The 19,252-nt window shown below is 64.8% G+C and carries 15 protein-coding genes; 5 read left to right on the top strand and 10 right to left on the bottom strand.

Annotated features, from left to right (window positions below; genetic code table 11):
- Nucleotides 1–216 precede the first annotated feature (216 nt).
- On the top strand, nt 217–4,779 hold the full coding sequence (locus tag TU79_RS20500) for a hypothetical protein (RefSeq protein WP_057009708.1): 4,563 nt from the start codon (nt 217–219) through the stop codon (nt 4,777–4,779).
- 4 nt (nt 4,780–4,783) lie between these two features.
- Here the strand turns inward: TU79_RS20500 and TU79_RS20495 are convergent, their stop codons facing one another.
- From TU79_RS20495 to TU79_RS20450, 10 genes are all read right to left on the bottom strand, one after another.
- Nucleotides 4,784–5,794: a FecCD family ABC transporter permease gene (locus TU79_RS20495; RefSeq protein ID WP_057009707.1), complete on the bottom strand. Its 1,011-nt coding sequence runs from the start codon at nt 5,792–5,794 to the stop codon at nt 4,784–4,786.
- The gene (locus TU79_RS20490) at nt 5,791–6,738 is read right to left on the bottom strand and encodes an ABC transporter substrate-binding protein (protein ID WP_057009706.1); all 948 of its coding nucleotides are present in this window, start codon (nt 6,736–6,738) and stop codon (nt 5,791–5,793) included. Before TU79_RS20490 ends, TU79_RS20495 begins: the two co-directional genes overlap by 4 nt.
- Nucleotides 6,735–7,523 carry an ABC transporter ATP-binding protein gene (locus tag TU79_RS20485; protein WP_057009705.1) on the bottom strand — a complete coding sequence of 263 codons (789 nt, stop codon included), beginning with the start codon at nt 7,521–7,523 and terminating at the stop codon, nt 6,735–6,737. Before TU79_RS20485 ends, TU79_RS20490 begins: the two co-directional genes overlap by 4 nt.
- Nucleotides 7,524–7,582: 59 nt before the next feature.
- Nucleotides 7,583–9,691, bottom strand: coding sequence for a TonB-dependent receptor (locus TU79_RS20480; protein ID WP_057009704.1), 2,109 nt, complete (start codon nt 9,689–9,691; stop codon nt 7,583–7,585).
- A gap of 148 nt (nt 9,692–9,839) precedes the next feature.
- Nucleotides 9,840–11,222: a PepSY-associated TM helix domain-containing protein gene (locus TU79_RS20475; RefSeq protein ID WP_057009703.1), complete on the bottom strand. Its 1,383-nt coding sequence runs from the start codon at nt 11,220–11,222 to the stop codon at nt 9,840–9,842.
- A gap of 131 nt (nt 11,223–11,353) precedes the next feature.
- Nucleotides 11,354–11,743: a DUF2946 domain-containing protein gene (locus TU79_RS20470; RefSeq protein WP_057009702.1), complete on the bottom strand. Its 390-nt coding sequence runs from the start codon at nt 11,741–11,743 to the stop codon at nt 11,354–11,356.
- Nucleotides 11,744–11,754: 11 nt separating this feature from the next.
- Nucleotides 11,755–12,228, bottom strand: coding sequence for a copper chaperone PCu(A)C (locus TU79_RS20465; protein ID WP_057009701.1), 474 nt, complete (start codon nt 12,226–12,228; stop codon nt 11,755–11,757).
- A 47-nt stretch (nt 12,229–12,275) separates the two neighbouring features.
- Entirely contained in the window at nt 12,276–12,671 is a 396-nt protein-coding gene (locus tag TU79_RS20460) for a DUF2946 domain-containing protein (protein WP_057009700.1), read from the bottom strand.
- Between the two features lie 198 nt (nt 12,672–12,869).
- On the bottom strand, nt 12,870–13,595 hold the full coding sequence (locus TU79_RS20455) for a cobalt-precorrin-6A reductase (protein WP_057009699.1): 726 nt from the start codon (nt 13,593–13,595) through the stop codon (nt 12,870–12,872).
- Nucleotides 13,592–14,797, bottom strand: coding sequence for a bifunctional cobalt-precorrin-7 (C(5))-methyltransferase/cobalt-precorrin-6B (C(15))-methyltransferase (locus tag TU79_RS20450; protein ID WP_057009698.1), 1,206 nt, complete (start codon nt 14,795–14,797; stop codon nt 13,592–13,594). The genes TU79_RS20455 and TU79_RS20450 overlap by 4 nt, the downstream gene beginning before the upstream one ends.
- Before the next feature lie 38 nt (nt 14,798–14,835).
- On the opposite strand from TU79_RS20450, the gene cobG reads away from it, so the two are divergent.
- The 4 genes from cobG to cobJ are packed head-to-tail and all read left to right on the top strand — an operon-like array spanning nt 14,836 to nt 19,160.
- Entirely contained in the window at nt 14,836–16,173 is a 1,338-nt protein-coding gene (gene cobG, locus TU79_RS20445; protein ID WP_057009697.1) for a precorrin-3B synthase, read from the top strand.
- A complete protein-coding gene (locus TU79_RS20440) occupies nt 16,166–16,792 on the top strand; it encodes a precorrin-8X methylmutase (RefSeq protein ID WP_057009696.1) in 627 nt (208 codons plus the stop codon). The genes cobG and TU79_RS20440 overlap by 8 nt, the downstream gene beginning before the upstream one ends.
- Entirely contained in the window at nt 16,792–17,523 is a 732-nt protein-coding gene (locus tag TU79_RS20435) for a precorrin-2 C(20)-methyltransferase (protein WP_057009695.1), read from the top strand. The genes TU79_RS20440 and TU79_RS20435 overlap by 1 nt, the downstream gene beginning before the upstream one ends.
- Nucleotides 17,523–19,160: a precorrin-3B C(17)-methyltransferase gene (cobJ, locus tag TU79_RS20430; RefSeq protein ID WP_057009757.1), complete on the top strand. Its 1,638-nt coding sequence runs from the start codon at nt 17,523–17,525 to the stop codon at nt 19,158–19,160. Before TU79_RS20435 ends, cobJ begins: the two co-directional genes overlap by 1 nt.
- Nucleotides 19,161–19,252 lie beyond the last annotated feature (92 nt).

Below are 19,252 nucleotides of genomic sequence, written 5' to 3'. Positions count from 1 at the left end.
CAGGAGACATTGCAAGGGGTGTGCCTAGTCGCGTGACCGCGTGCAGCACTGGTCCGGACCCCGTGCAGGGCACCGTCGCGCACCACAAGCGGGCGGGTGGCGCAGGTGGTGCGCGGCGGCGCGCCACAATGGCGCGCGAGTACTATGTAGCGCCTGCGCGGGCGCTGAGGGGGCAGGATGAATGACTTAACCGTTTGACATTCCGAGGCCTCCATCATGGATCAATCCCTATCGCGGGAGAAGCGCGCCACCCTTGGCGCGCTCACTCCGGCATTTATCAGTGCCGATGACGCGGCGCGCCATGTGCACGAACACATCCCGCGCAACGCCACGCTGGAATACGGCAGTGTGATTTTGCAGCGGCTGGACGATGAGTTGTTCGTTGCCAGCACACCGGTCCCCGGCCGAGCTACCACCTTTGACTGGACTCAACTGCTGGACCGCGCAGGGCCTGCCGAAGATTTTGTAAACCCGGCCAATTATCGTATCGTCGCCAGCCTGCATTCCCACCCGGACAACGTGGCCGCTACGTCCAGACTGAACCCCGCGTGGTCGCAGCCCCAGGTCAAGGCGTTCATCAGTTTTTATTCCGAGCCGGACATCAGTTTCAACTTCAGAGAGCGCGCGCGATTCGGCCTGGCCTATCTGTCCGGGCCGGACGGCACGCTGCTCAAGTTTCAACCCCACGACACACCGGCAGCCGAAGGCTATGTGCACTGGCTGGAAACCCAGGGGGCCTGGGACTCGCCCCATGCCCATGACGGGACGCTGGAGGGCGCGTTCAAGAAACTCGCCGAGGTGGGTACGCTGACCTTCCTGCAATCGAGCCCGTCGTGGGGCGGCTCGGTGGGTGGGGTGCCCGGCAATTGGCGACCGCTTCAGCCGTTCGTGAGCAAACCGCTGCCCCTGGCTTGCGGACCGGTATTTGCTTCGCGTGAGCTGGCGCTGCAGCATGCCTGGAGCCGCATCCAGCGCCAGCCGGGCGCCAGGCAGCAGGTGTTGATCCTGCAGCAGACCCTTGAACAGAGTTATATCGCCAGTGAAGCGGTGTCCGCCCAAACGCTGTTCGGCCAACTTCCTGGGTTGCCTCCCGATTACCACGTGGACAGCTTCTATATTCATGCGCGTCCCTTGCCGGGTCAGTACCCGGCACTGGAGGACTGGCTGTACAAGAACTTCATCAGCCCTGCGCAGCTGGCTTATCACATCGCACAGTTCCGTCGCTTTGCCCCCACCGAGCAATCAACCCTGGGCGCTACGCTGTATATCCGGCTGCGCGATGAGGCGCTGTTGCGCTATCGCTTCTCCGGCTCGGCCGCCGAGTCCAGGCTGCTGGTCGTGGCGGGTGACGGCACGGTCACCGACAATGGTCAGCAGGCTCAACTGCACAGCGGCGCGTTGCTGACCCGCGCGTTTGTACAGCAAGTGGCCGAGGCCGGTGAGCTGACGGTGGAAAAGACCAGCGCACTGTGGGACCGCGCCGGTGTGGTCGATAGCGGTTGGCGACCCTATGCCGGGTTTGCCTTGCCGGGTTTGAGTCGCCCGTTCCTGTGCGCTGACGATGCGGTGCGCTACGCCCACGCCAGTATCGGTGCACGCAGGGATCAGATGCTCGGCGGTTTCGTGCTGCAGCGCCAGGACGGCCGGTTTGTCGTCACCGAACCCGCGCCTGCGCCTGTGCGGCCCTTGCTGTATGAAGGCTGGTACCCGAAGGACCGTTTGGGAAAGCCGATTGCGTTGCACGCGGGGCACCACCTGGCAGGCCGCTATGGCTCCTGCGCCGGATTGTCGACGCAGGATCTGACGGCCTTCAAGCGGCTCAAGTGGCATCATCAGGAGACCGAGTTATATGGGCAGATGTTCACCGACCAGGACGTCGCGGCGATTTTGCAGTCGGGATTGCCTGGGTATTTGTCGGGCACCCAGGACAGCTTGATCAGCTTTCGGCCTGGCGAGACCGGCAGCGCCTGGCGCGAGCAATGGCAGCCGCAAGCCACGGGCGCCAAAAGCCTTGTCGCCAAACAGCTCGAGGCCGGCTCGATCAAGCCTTCCGATGTGGTGCGCAGCCTCGCCGAGGCGGGCACGCTGCATGTGATGAGCGGTACACCGTTGTGGGGGCCGGCGGAAAAGGTCGAGGTGGACTGGGGCCCCAATGTACGTGTGCTGGAGTTCCAGCGCCCGGTCGCGTTGAACCATGGCGCGCTCTTCGACAGCGCGGATGAGGCTGCCCTGGACCTCTACCATCGCCAGCCTCAGCGCGAGCGGCCACGCTATGTCACGCAGTACTTCGCCTTTATCTTCAAACATGTCCGGCGCGAGGAGTACGTGGCCAGCGAACTGCTGCCCGCCACGCAGAAGACGCCGCTGCTTTCACTCAAGACGGCGTCCGCTGATTCGGTGCCGGAGGGCTTTGCCTGCTGCGGCATGTATTACATGTCGAACAGGGCGGGCGACTCGGCGGTCGTGGCGCTGGAACGCTTTTTTATTCTGCCGCAGGATATGCGCACTGCGATCGTCGAGTTAAGCAGCGCCGTTACGCTGCCTGCCACGCAGGCGGCGTTGTATATCGCGCCAGCGGAGGGCGCGTTGCTGCGCTACCGCTCATCGTCAACCACGACCCTGTTCGATGAGCAGCGCTCGGGTGACACGTTGAAGACCATCCAGGCCAAGTTGGAGCTGGGCACCCTTACGTCCACCGGGTTTGTTCAACATGTGGCCCGGGCGGGTGACTTGCAGGTGATCCGTAACAGCCCTTGCTGGGACCGTTTGGGCAACGTCACCACGCTCTGGAAGCCCTACGCCCACATCACCCGGCGGCGCCTGAGCCCGGCCTTCCTGTCGATGGACGATGCCGCGCGTTATGTGCGAAGACGGGTGCCGCTGACGGCAAGCGTTTATTACGCGGGCGTGATACTGCGGCGCGACGACGGCTGGTTCCTGGCCACCGAGCCTGCCGTGGTGCCCGATGACCTCGTTGATCTCAAGCGGATTCTGCCCGATACATTGGCCGAGCTGGGGCTGCATCCCATGCGAACCACGGTGGTGGCGTGTTACCACTCCAAGCCTGCGACGCACTTGCCATTTCTGCTGACGCCGGAGCAGGCGGTGGTCTACAACAACATGTTTTCCACTCGGGCGCTGGCCCAGGCGATCAGCGCGCAAGCCTCCTGGCAGCAACTGTATTTGCTGGGGCCGGATGGATCGCTGCTCAGCCTGTCGACCGTGCCTCGCCTGGCGCCGGGATTGATCACCGCGCAGGACCTGGCTACCCAGCCGCAAGGCCGCCACGATTGGTTGTTCGGGGCGCTTGAACTCAAATTTCGTTCTGGTGATTTGAGCCCCATTGAGTACGTCAACCGAGTGGCCTATACCTACACCCTGCAAGTGGTCAATGGCAGCCCGATGTGGGGCGAGCAGGGCCAGGTTTCGGACTGGAGTCCGTTTGCCTCGGCGGCCCTGCCAAGTCGCAGCTATGCACTGGCCCGACATGATCCGGCACTTACACCGGTCTGCACCCAGCTTGACGATGCCGCCGTGTGCGCGCACCGGCAGGTCACGACGCGCTCCGAGTTAAGCTTTGGCTATTTACTCAAGTCCGCGCAAAACGGCCACTTCACCGCCACCCTTGCGGTGGCGGATGGCGGCGCCCGATTTGCCCATCGCCGGGTCTTCAGCGACGCCGGCTACCCCTACCGGCATGAGCTGGCCGGGCTGTATTTTTGTGTGCCGCAGCACGCTGACTTTCATCCCTCAAGCCCGCTGGCCGGGAGCGACCGTATTTACCTGGGACTGTTCTCGCCGGCTGATTTGAAGGACGCAATGGCGATGCTGCATGCGGTGCCGGGCCGCCCGAGCCTGCCGCTGTACATCTCTTGCGCCGACGGTGCGTTGCTCAAGTTTGTGGTGCGCAATGCGCGCTTTATCGAGTACCGCGACCTGACCATACTGCGTATTCGGCTGCTGAGCCCGCGCGACTTCATTCGTCGTATGGCGTCGGCAGGCGACCTGCGGGTGCTGTGTTCCAGCGAAAACTGGCCGGGAGTCGGCGTGGTCGACGGTGACTGGCAGCCGGAGCGTTCGCGGGCTGTGCCTGCGCCCGGTGAGAACCGTTTGTCGCTGGGGCCGATTCATGCCCATGGCGAGGACGCGGCACGCTATAGCCACTGGTCAGTGGGAGGATTTGCCGGCAAACAGTATTTGAGCGCCCAGTTGGAGAGCCAGGCAGGCCAGTGCTACCTGCCGGTGCTGCCGGTGGAAGACGACGGCTATCCCTCGGCGGTGGCCGAGCGGTTGTTTCCCCAGGCCCACGTGACCAACGGCCCCGCCCTGCCGTTACCGACATTACCCAGCGGCTACCGGATCAGCGCCGCGCACCTGCTGTTTCATGCCGGACTCGACCAGCCGGACGCGGCGGGCCAGGCTGACTACAGGCAGTACTTCGTCTCCTGGCGTGAACTGGGCTTCTACCTTCATGTGCTCAAGCTCAAGGGGTTGCCTGTCAAACGGGTGTACCTGTCGACGCGTGATGGGGCGTTGCTCGGTTACACGGCCCGGTTCAGTAACGATGAGTACACCCTGTTCGACAGTGTCGGTAAATGGACCAAAACCTTGGGGTATACCTCCAGTGCGCCGCCGCCTTCGTCGGTGGTTACGCAGCTTGCAAGCATCGGCGAACTGCGGGTGATTCTCTCGGGAAGCTTCTGGATGCAGACGGGTAAAGTGGAGGATGACTTTTCGGCAGTGAATGGTCGTTTTGTGCCCGACAAGGACGAGCTGTAAGGCCCTAACGCTTGCGCATCAAGCCGATAAAGAACAGCCCGCCAATCGCCGCCGTGGCCACGCCAATCGGCAGGTCCTCGGGGGCGATCAGGGTGCGCGCGGCCACATCCACCCACACCAGGAACACGCTGCCCAGCAGTGCGCACACCGGCAGTAAACGCCGGTGTTCGGCGCCAACCAGGCGCCGTGCAATGTGCGGCACCATCAGCCCGACGAAGCCGATGGAGCCGCTGATGGCCACCAGCACGCCGGTCATCAGCGAGGCCACCAGAAATACCTTCAGGCGCACCGTGCGCGCGTTGAGCCCGAGGGTTACGGCGGTCTGCTCGCCGGCCATCAGCGCGTTCAACGGCCGCGCCATGCCCAGCAGTATCAGCAGGCCCAGCAGCACGGTGGCGGCGGGAATCGCGAGCAACTCCCAGCGCGCCAGGCCCAGGCCACCGAGCATCCAGAACATCACCGCCGACGCCGCGCGGTGGTCGCCCATGAACAGCAGCAGATTGGCGGCGGCCATCATCACGAACGATACCGCCACGCCGCACAGCAACAGGCGATCACTCTCCAGCCGACCATTGCGGCTGGCCACCGCCAGCACCACCAGCATGCTCGCCAGCGCACCGATGAATGCGGCGATGGGCAGGGTCAGCAAACCGATGATTTCGCCCACATGCAGCACCACGATCACCGCGCCGAGGGTGGCGCCGGACGTGACGCCGAGCAGGTGCGGGTCGGCCAAGGGGTTGCGCGTGACCGCCTGCAGCACCGCGCCGATCAGCGCCAGCCCCGCACCCACCAACGCCCCGAGCAGCATGCGTGGCACGCGGATCAGCCAGACAATATGCGCCTGCCCGGCCGGCCAGTTCACCTCGCCGAATCCAAAGGCCTTGTGCAGCAGGATGCGCCACACCACGTCCACCGGCACCCGCGCCGGGCCAAAGCCCAGGGAGATCACGCAGGACACCAGCAACAGCGCACCGAGGGCGGCGAGCAACAGGGCGTAGCGACGGCTGATCATTCGCCGTGGAACCCCTTGGCCAGGGTTTCCACCGCCTGCACGTTGTCGATGCCCGGCGTGGCCTGCACATACGGAATCACGATAAAGCGCTGGTTCTTGATCGCGTCCACCCCTTGCAGCGCGGGGTTATTGAGCAGGAATTGCTCCTTCTGGTCGGCGGTGATTTCGCTGTAGTCGACGATCACGATCACCTGCGGGTTGCGCTCCACCACGGTTTCCCAGTTGACGCGGGTCCAGCTGGCGTCGATGTCGTCGAGGATATTGCGCCCGCCGGCGGCGGCGATCAGCGCCTGTGGCATGCCCAGGCGCCCGGAGGTCATGGCGCGGTCTTCGCCACTGTCGTAGAGGAATACGCGAGGCTTGTCGGCCGGCAGGTCTTTTTGCACCTCGGCGACCTGTGCCTGCATCTGCGCGATCAGCGCGTTGGCGCGGTCCTGCACGTCGAAGATCCTGCCCAGGTTGCGCAGGTCGTTATACGTGTCGTCCAGGGTCGCCGCCTTGCGTTTCATCACGAACGCGCAGGACTCGGTCAGCTCATACACGTTGATGCCCAAGGGTTGCAGGGTGGCGGGCGTGAGGTCGCCGCCCACGCGCATGCCGTAGTCCCAGCCGGCGAAGAAGAAATCCACGTTGGCGTTGAGCAGGGTTTCCACCGACGGGTATTTGCTCGCCAGCTCCGGCAGACCATCGAGGATCGCGGCCATGTCGGGGGTGACCGACTTCCAGCCGGTGACGCCGCTGTAGCCGGCCATGCGCGACTTGAGGCCCAGGGCGAGCATCATCTGGGTCATGTTGATGTCATGGCTGACCGCGTGTTGCGGCGCTTCCTGAAAGGTCACGTTGCGGTTGCAGCTCTTGATGGTCACCGGGTAATGGGTGGCCTCGGCGAACGCCTGGGCAGTGCCGAGCAGCAGGACGAGAGACAGCAGGGAGCGCAGGATCATGGTTGGGTTATCCAGGTGATCCGGGGGTAGCCGGACAAGGGGTGAGTGTCGATCAGTGCCTGCACGCCAAATACGTCGTGCAGCAGTTCGGCGGTGAGGACTTCGTGGGGCGTGCCGCTGGCGATGATGCGGCCGTGGTCGATCACGTACAGGCGATCACAGAACGCGGCGGCCAGGTTCAGGTCGTGGATGCTGGCCAGGGTGCCGATGTGCAGGCGCTTGACCAGGCGCAGCAGTTCCAGCTGGTAGCGCGGGTCGAGGTGGTTGGTCGGCTCGTCGAGGATCAGCAGGTGCGGCTCCTGAGCCAGGGCGCGGGCGAGGATCACGCGCTGTTTTTCGCCGCCGGAGAGGGTGGCGAAAGCGTGGTCTTCGAAGCCTTGCATGCCGACTGATTCGAGCATGCTGCACACCAACTGCCGGTCGTGCACGGTGTCGCCATCGAACAGGCCCTTGTGGGGCGTACGGCCCATGGCGACCACTTCATCCACGCGCAGGCCGAAGGCATCGGGGAACTCCTGCAGCACCACGGCGATGCGTTGCGCGCACCACTTGGCGCTTTGCTTCCACACGTTCTGGTGCTGCAGCAGCACGTCGCCCTGGTCCGGTTTGCTGAAGCGATAGGCGCAGCGCAGCAGGCTGGTCTTGCCGCTGCCATTGGGGCCTATGAGCCCCACGAACTCACCGGCGGCGACGTGCAGGCTGGCGTCACACAGGTGGAACTGGTGATGACAGCTGCCGTGGTCCCGTGGGGTCCAGGTGAGGTGGGTGAGGCTCAGTGCGGTCATCAATTTTCTCAGGTGCAGTGCAGGGTCTAAAGGTGGGAGGGGGCTGTGTGTAATGCCGGTCAGAAGGTGTAGTCCGCCGTGACGAACAGCGAGCGCGGCTCGCCGAGGATCCACTGTTGGCCGTCGTTGTACTGGCTGACGGCGTAGGTGCGGTCAAACAGGTTGTTCAGCTGCAGGCCCAGGGTGGTGTTGCGCAGGGCCTTCCATGACACGCTGGCGTCCACCACGGTGTAGCTCGGCAGTTCGTTCTGGTTGGCCATGTCGGCATAACGTGCATCGACATACCGCACGCCGGCCCCGGCGCGGATGTTATCGCTCACGGCCTTGCTCAGCCACAGGTTGGCGGTGCGGCGCGGCACGTCCACCGGGCGGTTGCCGTCGCGCGATACCTGCACGCCGCCGACGTCCTGCTGGAAATCGTCGTACTGCGCACGCACGAGGGCGGCGTTGGCTTGCAGTTGCCAGGCGTTGGGCAGTTGCAGGTCGAGGCTGGCTTCCAGGCCGCTGGAGGATTGCTGGCCGACTTGCTGCTTGAGGTTCGGGTTGCCGGGTACGTCGGTGAGCAGCTTCTTTTTCACGATGTGGTAGGCCGCCAGCGTCCAGTCGCCACGTCCGTCCCAGAATGCCTGCTTGATGCCGATTTCGCTTTGTCTGGCGGTAGACAGGTCGAACTGCTGCTGGCCCGGACTCAGCGAGATCAGGCCGCCGACGCCGTCGGTACTGGTGGCGTACTGGCCATAGACCGAGGTGTCCGGCGTGATTGCATACACCAGCCCGGCCTTCCAGTTATTACCGGTCAGGGTTCTGTCCGTTTGGCTGCCATCGCGCACATCATCGCGATCGACGTGGGCGTAGTCGCGGCGAATGCCGGTGACCAGTGCAAGCTGGTCGGTGAGCTGCAGGCGGTTTTCGGCAAAACCTGCAACGGTTTTGGTGGTGGTGGCGAACAGCGGTTCGAACGGATCGGCGCTGGCAAACGGCCCCGGTTGCGGGTGGTTCACGTCGATGGGCTGGCCGTTGGCAAAGGTGTCGTCAAACGGCGAGTTGCTGGCCAGGCGAAAGCGGATGCGGTTGTACTCAATGCCGGTCACGGTCTGGCTGTCGAGACCGAACAGCGTGTGCTTGAAGGTGACGGTCTGGCGATCACCCACCTGTTCCTGATTGTGCTTGATGCCGAAGTTGCCGCTGCGGGTGAGTTGGCCGTTGGTGAAGTTGTAGTTCTCGGCGTTCTGCCAGCGGCGCTGGTTTTTCAGGTAGAACAACGCGTTGGTGGCGCTGACGCTGTCGTTGATCTGCCACTCGCTGGTCAGGCGCGTCCACTGGTCGTTGTAGTGCTGGGTGTCGTTGCTGACGTTGTAATTTTTGTCGCGCAGGCCCTTGTGCAACTGGCCATTGATCAATGGGGTGCCGAAATAGTTTTGCGGTTGCTGGTCGCCGTAGTCGCTGGCGAGGGTGAAGCTCAGGGTGTCTGCCGCCTGCCAGCGCAGCGCGCCGCTGATGAAGTCGCTGGCCGAATCGCCACGGTCGATGAAACCGTTGCTGCGCAGGCGGTTGACGTTCAAGCGATAGCTCAAGGTGTCGCTCAGCGAGCCGCCGCTGTCGAGGGCTTGCTGCTGGCGGTCGTGGGAACCGTAGCCGAGGCGGATATGGTTTTCGATTTCGCCTTCGAACGGTTTTTTCGGCACGGTATTGATCACCGCACCGGTGGCGCCTTCGCCGTACAGCACCGAGGCCGGGCCGCGCAGCACGTCCACGCGCTCCACCGACCAGGTGTCCACCGGGAAGGTCGAGGTGCCCATGCCCATGTACATGCGGTTGCCGTCGTACAGCTGCATCACCGAACCCTGGCCGGTAAAACCACGGGCCGACAACGAGGTGCCGCCGTCGCCCGGCGAGCCGGTGCGGCTGATGCCGGTGGCACGGGAGATGGCGTCCTGCACACTGGCATCGCCACGCTGGCGAATCTGCGTGCCGGTCTGGCTTTCGACGCTGCCCGGGGTTTGCAGGGCGCTGAGGTTCAGGCGCGAGCCGGCGGTGGTCGGGGTGTTCAGGTCGACCCGTTCGTCATCCACGGCGGGCGCGGTGACGGGGCTGGCGGGCAGGGTCAGGGCCTGGGCGCTGTTGTGCAGGGCGAGCAGGCACAGGCCGGACGCTAGGTACGTGTTCATCGGTCGATCAGTCTTCCTGGGGTGTGCTCGCCGCAGGGCGCGGCGAGCAACGATAACGCACAAAGTGTTATAAGTTAACACTTATCGGCTGCGTGACTAACGTCCGCGCAGCCTACACAAGCCTTGTGGCTTGGGCATCTCGCCGGTTTCATGCAGAACCTGAGGCGGATTCACCTTGAGCAAAAAGACGCGACAGCACCAGGCGATCGACTGCCCACACGGCGATCAATGAAGCGCCCACCAACGGGAAAATAATCGCCAGGCCGAGCATGATCAGCATCGCGGTTTTCCATTTCGGCAGGTCATGGCGCAGTGGCGGAACGCCCAGGCCGCCCACGGGCCTGCGCTTCCACCAGATCACCACGCCACTCACCGCGCTGAGCAGAATCATCAGGCAGATCAGCAATACGATCAGTTGGTTGACCCAGCCGAACATCTTGCCTTCGTGCAGCATCACGCCGGTCTCGGTGGCGCGCGCCGCCAGGTTGTAGTGTTGCCAGCGCACATCGGCAAGGACTTTGCCGGTGTACTGGTCCACGTGCAGGGTGGCGTCATTGCGCGGGTCGTCGGCGAACACCGAGACCGTGAACACGCCCGTGGCGGTGGTGGGGAAGGTGATGCTGTAGCCGGGTTCGACCTTGCGCGCAGTGGCCAGGTCGACCACCTGTTGCAGGCGCACGCTGGGCGCGGCGGGGCCTGCCTGCATGGCGCCGTGGTTCATGTGTTCGGCATGGTCGCCGGACATCGGCATCGGCGTGTTTTCCATGGCCCACGGCACCGTCTGCTGACTGGCAGTGTTGAGGATGCGCGCCTGCTGGTCGGACTGCGGCACATTGTTCCACATCGCTGCCGGGAACCTGTTCCACAGGTCAGCGTATTGCTTGCCCCAGAAGCCTGTCCAGGTCATGCCGCTGAGCAGCATCACCAGTAAAAACGCCGCCCCCCAGAAACCGGCGACGGCGTGCAGGTCGCGCCACAGCAGGCGGCCCCTGGCGTTGAGGCGAGGCCACAGCACCCCGGCCGATGACTTGCCACGCGGCCACCACAGGTACAGACCGGACACCACCAGCATCACCCCCCAACCGGCGGCCAGTTCCACCAGGCGGTCGCCGGTGGTGCCGATCATCAGTTCGCCATGCAGTGCGCGAGCGATGGCTTGCAGGTTGTATTTGGCATCCTGTTCGCCGAGCACGTTGCCGCGATAGGGGTCGACGAACAGGGTTATTTCGCGGCCGCTGTTGTGCATGACGAATTGCGCGCTGCGGGTGGCGTCGGTCGGTGGCAGGTACTTGCTGATCGTCGCCTGGGGGTAGGCGGCCCTGGCCCGTTGCAATTGTTCGTCGGCGCTCAGGGCGTGTTCGGCGGCGGGCACGGTGAGCAGGTCGGCGTACATCAGCGGGTCGAGCTGGGGTTTGAACAGGTAGATGATGCCGGTGAGGGCCAGCAGCACCATGAACGGGGCCACGAAGAGGCCGGCGTAGAAGTGCCAGCGCCAGGCGAGGTTGTAGAAGGATACTTTTTGGGGGGTCATCAGGGGCTCCGCAAGCCTTGAATGTTGGATGCCGTTTGGGCCGTCATCGGGAGCAAGCCCCCTCCCACACATTTACAGGTGCGAAGGGGGCCAGCTCCCGATGCTTTTTAGAAGCACAGGGTGTGAAGGGCCTACGCGGCAGCGGGCGGAGCGCGGCTACGGGCGCCGGGGAAGGTACTTTGCCGGGCGTGGCCCAGGCGCGGGGCGGGGGTAAGGGCGGCTATCGGCGGCGGACTGTCGAGGGCGACCCAGGACACGCCGCCGGGCAGGGCAGGGCAACTGAACAGCAGGTCGCAGTAGCCGCATTTTGCCCAGAGTGCGTGATGATCGTCGGGGGCTTGAGGGTGATGGGATTTGCCGTGGTGTGCCGGCATGTCCATGGACATGCCGGCGTGATGATTCATCGGCATCGCCTGGGAAATCAGCGGACCGATAAAGATCATCAGCATGGCGAACAGGCTGACCCAGCCGCCGCGTGTCAGGCGGTGGCGTGCAGACAACCCGGCGCGAGGGGCGCCCATCGATCAGCGACCTATTGGGCGTGGTTATGCGCGTGGGGCGGTGCCTTTTGTACCGACACCTGCACCTCGACCCTGCCGGCCTTTTCGAAGGTCAGGGTCAGCGGGAAGTGCTTGCCATCGGCCAACAAACTGCGGTCCTTGAGGCCCAGCAGCATCACGTGATATGCCATGGGCGCGAAGGTCAGCTCGCCGTTGGCCGGCACCGCGACGCTGGTCACTTGCTGCATCTTCATCAGGTCGCCCTGCATCACATGCTCATGCAACTCGGCCTTGTCGGCCACGGGGGTTTCGACGCCGAGCAGGCGGTCCGGGGTTTTACCGTCGTTATGGATCACGAAATACGCCGCGACGGTGGGCGCATTCGGTGGCAGCTCCCGGGACCAGGGGTCGCTGACCAGCAGCTCGCCGGCCTTGTAGTCATCGGCATTGGCGGCGCTGAACACTGGCATCAGCAATGCGGCCAGCAGCAGGGAAGATTTGAGCATGACAGTTCTCCAGAACGGTTTTGAACGCAGTTCACGAGCGCAGCAAATCAGACCGTGGGAGAGGCGCGGGGGTTGAGGCTCGGCCATTGACGGCGCGTGTTTGGGGCGTGTGGCGACGGCGGTGAAAGGCCCTGGGAGGTTTCAAAACGAGCGACGTACACCTGCGGCACATGCCCCGGGAGCGCCACCCATGGCGCCGAGCCCGAGCAGCACCAGCAATGCTGCATCGTGGAGTGATCGTCCTGCTGCGGCGCCGGGATCTCCAGCTGGCCCAGGGCGACGGTGTTGACGCTTGCACCAGTGGACGAACAGAACCCGCCCCAGAACAGCTGCCTGACCGGGTCGTGCGCTGGCTGAATCGCATTGGCCAGCGGCATTGCAAACGCATTGAACAGCACTGCAAGGCAGGCGATCCAGGCAAGTGCAAAGCGTTGACGGGCCATGGCGGACAATCCGTGGGGGTAAGCGATCAGGCGGGTATTTAGCCTGAACGGGGTGGATAAGTAAAAAGGCTGGTGTGGTGTCGCAGGGTTTGAGGATAGGCGGGGAATGGCTGTCGCGTCGGTATTCTTCAATCTCAATCATTAGCCGGCCTGAAGGTAACAAATAGGTTACCAATCAAGCAGGCGACCGCTTCTGACTTATCGAATGAAATTTGCCAACGCGATGAGTGTTTCTTCAGGCGACAATAGTTCCAGGTCTACGGTTGCCAGCACCGGCCGCCTCAGCACCAACACCGGCACCCCCCTTTCCCGCGCCACCTCCAGCTTGGGCTCGGTGGCCGTGCTGCCACTGTTTTTGCTGATCAGCACATCAATTCGCTGGCGCGCAAACAACTGACGCTCATCCTCCAGCAGAAACGGCCCGCGCGCGCCGATCACTTCGCAGCGCTCATTGCCCGGGTACATCTCCAGCGCGCGCAGGGTCCAGAACTGGTGGTCGGGGATTTCGTCGAGGTGCTGCAACGGCTCGCGGCCCAGGGTGAACAACGGTCGTTTGAACGGTTTCAACGCTTCAACCAACTGCGTCCAGTCACTGACTTCGCGCCAGTCGTCCCCGGGCTGCGGCTGCCAGGCCGGACGCCGCAGTGCCCAGCACGGCACCCTGCAGGCGCGCGCCGCCTGGGCCGCATTGTGGCTGATCTGCGCCGCATACGGGTGGGTCGCATCAAGAATCAGGCTGACGCCTTCAGCGCGAACAAACTGCGCCAGGCCGTCCGCACCGCCATAACCGCCCACGCGCACCTGGCAGGTCAGGTCGGTGGGCACGCGCCCAACCCCCGCCAGGCTGTAGATATGCTGCGGCCCCAGCGTCCGCGCGATGGCCAGCGCCTCGGTCACTCCGCCCAGCAGCAAAATCCGCTTCATAACGGTTTGACCAGGTCCAGCAGGGTGATCGGCAACGCCTGGCGCCACGTATCAAACTCCCCCAACGGCTGCGCCTGGGCCACGTGGATGCGCGTGAGTTCGCCGCCATGCCGGGCGCGCCAGTTCATCAGGGTCATTTCGCTTTGCAGAGTTACTGCGTTGGCGACCAGCCGCCCGCCTGGGCGCAATTGCTGCCAGCAGGTTTCCAGCACGCCCTCGCGGGTGACGCCGCCGCCGATGAAGATCGCGTCCGGTGTCTCCAACCCCTGCAAAATCTCGGGCGCCTTGCCGCGAATCAGCTGCAAACCGGGCACGCCAAGGGCATCACGGTTGTGTTCGATCAGGCCCTGGCGAGCGCTATCGGCTTCAATCGCCAACGCGCGGCAGCTCGGGTGCGTGCGCATCCATTCGATGCCGATGGAGCCGCTGCCCGCGCCCACGTCCCACAACAGTTCGCCGGGCATCGGCGCGAGGCGCGCGAGGGTCATGGCGCGCACGTCACGCTTGGTCAGTTGACCGTCGTGCTGGAACGCCGAGTCCGGCAGGCCGGCAAGGCGTGACAGGCGAGGTGTGTTGCTGTTCGCCTGGCAGTCGATGGCGACCAGGTTCAAATCGGCGACCTTGGCGAACGCCCACGATTGCGCCAGCCCATCAATGCGTCGCTCATCCGCGCCACCCAGGTGTTCAAAGACGCTCAGCCGGCTCTGCCCAAACCCGGCCTGCGCCAACAACGCGGCGATCAACCCAGGGCTGCTGCCGTCGTTGCTCAACACCAGCAAACGTATGCCGCTGGCCAGATGCGCGTTGAGCGCCGCCAGTGGCCGTGCCACCACGGATAACGTCACCACGTCCTGCAACGGCCAGCCCAGCCGCGCCGCCGCCAGCGACACCGACGACGGTGCCGGCAAAACCGACAGCTCCTCAGCCGCCACCTGTCGCGCCAGACTGGCCCCCACGCCGTAGAACATCGGATCGCCGCTGGCCAGCACGCACACCGGTTCCCCGCGGCTTGCCAGCACCGGCGCCAACGTAAACGGGCTCGGCCACAGCTGCCGTTCGCCGCGAATACACACCGGCAGCAGGTCCAACTGGCGCTGAGCACCTATAATCCGCGTGGCGCGCAACAGGGCGTGCCGGGCGTTTTTGCCCAGCCCCTTGAAGCCGTCTTCACCGATGCCTACAACCGTCAGCCAGGGCGACATATCCATTCCTTGCGCGACATCCGACGGGCAGGCTTTTCATGCCGTCGGACAAAGCAGGCATAATACCGCGCCTTTACCCGTCAACCGGTAGCCCCGTGAACCCATCGCCCGCCCTGAACACCATGCGCCCCTCGGCTTGTCCGGGGTTGCTGCGTATCGTCCAGGCGCTGGATGGCGGCATCTGCCGGATCAAACTGGCCGGCGGCTCGATCACCGCCACCCAGGCCCACGCCGTGGCGGACGCGGCCCAGGCTTACGCGGGCGGCGTGATCGAGGCGACCAACCGCGCCAACCTGCAGATTCGCGGGATCGGCCCCGAGCAGGACGCCTTGATCGCGGCCCTGCTGGCTGCAGGCCTTGGGCCGAATAATGCAGCGGGTGACGACGTGCGCAACCTGATGCTCAGCCCCAGTGCCGGCATCGACCCGCAGATGCTGTTCGACACCCGCCCGCTGGCCGCGCAGATCCTCGCCACGCTGGAAAACCATCCGCGCTTTCATGAGCTGTCGGCCAAGTTCGCCGTGCAACTGGACGGCGGCGAGGCCCTGGCGATGCTCGAACACCCTCACGACGTGTGGCTGTCGGCGTTTGAACACGGCGGTGATACCTTGCTGGCGTTCGGCTTGGCCGGGTGCCCAGGGCTGGATGCGCCGGTGGGAGCGGTGCCTCTTGAGCAAGGTCACGCGCTGGTTGTCGCGGTGCTCGAAGCGTTTCTCGACCTCGCGACGCCGCAGCAAACGCGCATGCGTCATCTGGCTGTGGATAACCTATTGGGCCGCCTGAGCCTGCCTCTGCTGTCGGCGGAGAGATTCAAGCGCCCGGCCGTTGGCGCTGTGCTGCATTTGGGCAGTTATCCACAGCTTCAAAAAAACCGCTGCTACGTTGCCGTCGTTGCCCCCCTGGGTCGCCTGGATTCGACGATGCTCCACGGCGCCGCGCAACTGGCCCGCGAACACGGCGACGGCACCTTGCGGGTCACCCCCTGGCAAGGCGTGCTGCTGCCCAACCTCACCCAGCCTGAAGTGGTGACAGCCGGTTTGGCGCAACTGGGCTTCCTCTGCTCGGCCGACGCCCCCCTGGCCCGCGTGATCGCCTGCACCGGTTCCAACGGCTGCGCCAAGGGCCTGGCCGACACCAAGGCCGACGCCCTCGGCCTGCCGCCCGGCCATGACGTGCACCTGTCCGGCTGCTCGCGCTCCTGCGCCGCTGCGCACACCGCGCCAGTCACCTTGCTGGCGGTGAGCCCCGGCCACTACGACCTCTATTTTCGCGATGCAGCCCAGCCGGGTTTCGGCCGGCTGCACGCGCGCAACCTTTCCATTGAAGCGGCGGGCGCCGTGCTGCGCGCTCGTCCACGGAGCAACACCGATGATTGATTACATCCGCGACGGTCAGGAGATCTATCGCAACTCCTTCGCCATCATTCGCGCGGAAGCCAACCTGGAGCGCATCCCGGCCGACCTGGAAAAACTCGCGGTGCGGGTGATTCATGCGTGCGGCATGGTCGGCGCCATCGACGGCCTGCAGTTCTCCGAAGGTGCGGGCAAGGCCGGGCGCGATGCGCTGGCGGCCGGCGCGCCGATCCTGTGTGACGCGCGGATGGTCAGCGAAGGCGTGACCCGCACGCGCCTGCCGGCCAACAATCAGGTGATCTGCACCCTGCGTGACGACAGCGTGCCGCAGTTGGCGCGCGACTTGGGCAACACCCGCTCTGCCGCCGCGCTGGAGCTGTGGCGCCCGCACCTGGAAGGCAGTGTGGTGGTGATCGGCAACGCACCGACCGCACTGTTTTACCTGCTGGAGATGCTCGATGCCGGCGCGCCGAAACCGGCGCTGATCCTCGGCTTCCCTGTCGGCTTCGTCGGCGCCGCCGAATCCAAGGCGATGCTTGCCGCCGACAGCCGTGGCGTGCCCTTCGTGATCATGCAGGGTCGCCTCGGCGGCAGCGCCATGGCCGCCGCCGCCGTCAATGCGCTTGCCACGGAGGTGGAGTGATGCCGGCACGCGGACGCTTGATCGGCCTGGGCGTCGGCCCCGGCGACCCTGAGCTGATCACCGTGAAGGCGCTGCGCCTGCTGCGCGAATCCCCGGTGGTGGCGTACTTCGTGGCCAAGGGCAAGAAGGGCAACGCGTTCAGCATCATCGAGGATCACCTGGTGCCTCAGCAGACGCTGATGCCGCTGGTGTACCCGGTGACCACCGAAGCACTGCCGGCACCGCTGTCCTACGAACAGGTGATCAGCGATTTCTACGACACCGCCAGCCTGCACGTGGCGGCGCATCTGGACGCCGGCCGCGATGTGGCGGTGATCTGCGAGGGCGACCCGTTCTTCTACGGCTCCTATATGTACCTGCACGACCGCCTGGCCGAGCGCTACGACGCGCAGGTCATCCCCGGCGTGTGCTCAATGCTCGGTGGCGCTTCGGTGCTCGGCGCGCCATTGGTGTACCGCAACCAGAGCCTGTCGGTGCTGTCGGGCGTATTGCCCCATGACGACCTCAAGCGCCGTCTGGCCGATGCCGACGCGGCAGTGATCATGAAGCTGGGCCGCAATTTCCCCAAGGTGCGCCAGGTGCTGGAAGAGCTGGGGCTTGCCGACCGTGCGCTGTATGTGGAGCGCGCAACCATGGCCAATCAGAAAATCGTGCCGCTGGATCAGGTGGTGCCGATGTCGTCGCCGTATTTCTCGCTGATCATCGTGCCTGGTGAACGGTGGCAAGGGTGATCAATCCCGCGATCGTCATCCTCGGCCAGGGCAGCCTCGCCACCGCGCGCCGTATTCAGCAGGTTTATCCCGGCGCGTTGATCCACGGCCTGGCCGGACGGGTCGAAGGCGCGGACGTAAATTACAGCGAATTCGGCGCCACGCTGCGCCAGCTGTACCAGCAGGGCACGCCGCTGATTGCCCTGTGCGCCGCCGGCATTGTGATTCGCACCCTGGCGCCGCTGTTGTTGGAAAAGGGCGAAGAGCCCGCCGTGCTGGCGGTGGCCGAGGACGGCAGTGCGGTGGTGCCGCTGCTCGGTGGCCTGGGCGGCGTGAATGTCATGGCGCGCGAGATCGCGGCGGCTTTGAACGTGGCGGCGGCGATCACCACCAGTGGCGAGCTGCGTTTCGGCACCTGCCTGCTCAACCCGCCCCAGGGTTATGAGCTGGGGGACCTGGAGCTGGGCAAGCGCTTTGTCAGCGATCTGCTGGCCGGCGAACATGTGCGCATCGAAGGGGCGGCGCCGTGGTTGAACGAGGCGAATCTGCCCCAGGATCAGCAGGCGCGGTTGGCGATTCACGTGGGCAGCGCCGCGCGCGCGCCTGCGGCCAATGAACTGCTGATTTACCCGAAAAATGTGAGCGTCACCTGCAAACCGGGCGCGCAGTTGGCCGAGCGGGTGCGCGCAGCGTTGGACCAGTCTGGCATCGCGCTGCAATCGCTGGCCTGCCTGTTGGCCAGTGACACGCAGATGGCGGACGCGTCGCTGCACGAAGCCGCAACGCTGTTGGCGGTGCCGCTGCGGTTCGCCAGCGTCAGCCCGGACGCCGATATCGTGATCGATGTAGCCGAGCAGCCGCTGGACCTGTCCCAGGTTGGCCGCGTGCGTGGTCGCCTCGCAGTCATCGGCCTGGGCCCCGGCGCCGCCGAGTTGATGGTGCCGGCGGTGAAGGCCGAACTGGCGCGTTGCACCGATGTGCTGGGCTATGAAACCTATGTGCGCATGGCCGGGCCGTTCCGCGATGATCAGGTGCAGCATTGCACCGACAACCGCGAAGAAATGCAGCGTGCGCGTCACGCTTTCGAACTGGCCGTGCAAGGCCGTTCGGTGGTGGTGGTGTCGTCCGGCGATCCGGGCGTATTTGCGATGGCGGCGGCGGTGATCGAGGCGCTGCACGAATCCAGCGACCCGATGTGGCATCAGGTCGACCTGCAGATCCTGCCGGGGGTGTCTGCGTCGCTGGCGACCGCCGCCCAGGCCGGCGCGCCGCTGGGTCACGACTTCTGCATGATGTCGCTGTCGGACAACCTCAAACCCTGGTCGATCATCGAAAAACGCCTGGACCTCGCGTCCCAGGCCGACCTGGCGCTGGCGTTCTACAACCCGATCTCCCGTGCTCGGCCGTGGCAACTGGGGCGAGCGCTGGAAATCGTCGCGCAGCACCGCAGGCCCGAAACACCGGTGGTGCTTGGCCGCGATATCGGGCGACCGGGCCAGACCCTGCGCGTCACCACGCTGGGGCAACTCACGCCCGAGCAGGTGGACATGCGCACCATGGTGCTGATCGGCTCGTCCACCACCTGCACATTCCCGCGTGCCGGTGGCGGTGAATGGGTGTACACGCCGCGCTGGTACGGCGACAAACCCAACACCTGACACCGTGGGAAAGCGCCGATTAATCCTGGGGTTTACCTGCGGTTAGTCGGGGCTTTTTCTTTTTCAATCGAAGAAATCCGTACCCCCTGGTG

Origin of the sequence: Pseudomonas trivialis, assembly GCF_001439805.1 — a bacterium.
Taxonomy (GTDB): domain Bacteria; phylum Pseudomonadota; class Gammaproteobacteria; order Pseudomonadales; family Pseudomonadaceae; genus Aquipseudomonas; species Aquipseudomonas trivialis.
The sequence above is the reverse complement of the archived record's forward strand: the minus strand, read 5'-3'. Positions and strand labels throughout refer to the sequence as shown.